Here is a 2,446-nt window from a genome sequence, read left to right as displayed (position 1 = left end):
TCASCTGGACATGGGTAGATCACTGTGGTTTCGGGTCTACTCCAACTAACTATACGCCCTGTTCAGACTCGCTTTCGCTGCGGCTCCGCATTTTCTGCTTAACCTCGCTAGCTGAAGTAACTCGCCGGTTCATTCTTCAATAGGCACGCCGTCGACCATATAAAGGTCTTCGACTGCTTGTAGACATACGGTTTCAGGTTCTCTTTCATTCCCCTCCCGGGGTTCTTTTCACCTTTCCCTCACGGTACTATGCGCTATCGGTCCATATCAGTGTTTCGCCTTGGAGGGTGGTCCCCCCAGCTTCCCACAGGGTTTCTCGTGTCCCGTGGTACTCCGGATCCTGCTCCATGCACTTGCTTACGCCTACGAGGCTCTCACTCTCTCTGGCTGAGCTTCCCAGCTCATTCTGCTTCACTCATGCATTTGATAGCAGTCCACAACCCCGGATTGGTTTCCCATTCCGGTTTGGGCTCTGCCCCGTTCGCTCGCCGCTACTAGGGGTATCTCTGTTGATTCCTTTTCCTCCGGCTACTTAGATGTTTCAGTTCACCGGGTGCCCTTCCTCATAGAGGATGACAGCACTACTGCTGCCGGGTTTCCCCATTCGGAGATCTGCGGGTCAAAGGTTACTTGCACCTCACCGCAGCTTATCGCAGCTTATCGCGTCCTTCTTCGGCTGATATGGCCAAGGCATCCGCCGTACGCCCTTACTTACTTGACTATTTTTTCATGTATCACGCCATCCACACGGGATGTCGTGATGAACAAGAATTCAAGGTTCGTTAAGATCTCTTTTTAAAAAGAGGTATTTTCTAACATTTTTATGCAGTTGTCAAGGTACGATGATAAAAAAGTTTGGTGGAGATGAGGAGAATCGAACTCCTGACCCCCTGCTTGCAAGGCAGGTGCTCTCCCAGCTGAGCTACACCCCCACTCGATGCATGGCTTCCTCTCATAGAAAGAGGTGTGTCGATGCAATCTGGAATGGCTCGCCGATTGTCCGTACTCTACAGCGTATTTCGGGTATATCGGTTTGCCCTGGTGGGCCTAGGTGGACTCGAACCACCGACCTCACGCTTATCAGGCGTGCGCTCTAACCAGCTGAGCTATAGGCCCATGTATGGGATTGAGAGGATGACCTCTCAAAACTGAACAATGAATGAATTGGCCTCCGTGCCGACTTCTTAGGTTTTCCCTAGAAAGGAGGTGATCCAGCCGCACCTTCCGATACGGCTACCTTGTTACGACTTCACCCCAATCATCGCCCCCACCTTCGACGGCTGGCTCCTTGCGGTTACCTCACCGGCTTCGGGTGTGAATGACTTTCGTGGTGTGACGGGCGGTGTGTACAAGGCCCGGGAACGTATTCACCGCAGTATGCTGACCTGCGATTACTAGCGATTCCTGCTTCATGCAGGCGGGTTGCAGCCTGCAATCCGAACTGGGACTCTGTTTTTGGGGTTTGCTCCGGATCGCTCCTTCGCCTCCCTCTATTAAGAGCCATTGTAGTACGTGTGTAGCCCAAGCCATAAGGGGCATGATGACTTGACGTCATCCCCGCCTTCCTCCGCATTGTCTGCGGCAGTCTCTCCTGAGTCCCCGACTTAACTCGCTGGTAACAGAAGATAGGGGTTGCGCTCGTTGCGGGACTTAACCCAACATCTCACGACACGAGCTGACGACAGCCGTGCACCACCTGTTTTCTTGTCCTCCGAAGAGGAACAGGGTATCTCTACCCTTAGCAATCAATGTCAAGGCTTGGTAAGGTTCTTCGCGTTGCGTCGAATTAAACCACATACTCCACCGCTTGTGCGGGCCCCCGTCAATTCCTTTGAGTTTCAGCCTTGCGGCCGTACTCCCCAGGCGGGATACTTATTGCGTTAACTCCGGCACAGAAGGGGTCGATACCTCCTACACCTAGTATCCATCGTTTACGGCCAGGACTACCGGGGTATCTAATCCCGTTTGCTCCCCTGGCTTTCGCGCCTCAGCGTCAGTTGTCGTCCAGAAAGCCGCTTTCGCCACTGGTGTTCCTCCTAATATCTACGCATTTCACCGCTACACTAGGAATTCCGCTTTCCTCTCCGATACTCTAGCATCGCAGTTTCGGTCCCCTCACGGGGTTAAGCCCCGCACTTTTAAGACCGACTTACGACGCCGCCTGCGCGCCCTTTACGCCCAATAATTCCGGACAACGCTTGCCACCTACGTATTACCGCGGCTGCTGGCACGTAGTTAGCCGTGGCTTTCTCTTACGGTACCGTCACTTACGACGGGTATTGGCCGTCGTACCATTCGTCCCGTATAACAGAACTTTACAACCCGAAGGCCGTCATCGTTCACGCGGCGTTGCTCCGTCAGACTTTCGTCCATTGCGGAAGATTCCCCACTGCTGCCTCCCGTAGGAGTCTGGGCCGTGTCTCAGTCCCAATGTGGCCGTTCGACC

Annotated in this window: 2 tRNA genes and 2 rRNA genes; all 4 read right to left on the bottom strand. The window is 53.7% G+C overall.

What is annotated here, in order from left to right:
• A 23S ribosomal RNA gene (locus NM10_RS14085) occupies positions 1-721 on the bottom strand; the annotation flags it as partial.
• 135 nt (positions 722-856) lie between these two features.
• A tRNA-Ala gene (locus tag NM10_RS12640) sits at positions 857-932 on the bottom strand.
• A 107-nt stretch (positions 933-1,039) separates the two neighbouring features.
• Positions 1,040-1,116: transfer RNA gene (locus NM10_RS12635), tRNA-Ile, on the bottom strand.
• Positions 1,117-1,199: 83 nt separating this feature from the next.
• Positions 1,200-2,446: ribosomal RNA gene (locus NM10_RS12630) — 16S ribosomal RNA — on the bottom strand; the annotation flags it as partial.

It is taken from the genome of Megasphaera sp. NM10 (assembly GCF_000417505.1).
Lineage (GTDB): Bacteria > Bacillota > Negativicutes > Veillonellales > Megasphaeraceae > Megasphaera > Megasphaera intestinihominis.
Note: the sequence above shows the minus strand (reverse complement) of the source record. Positions and strands in the feature narration are given on the sequence as shown.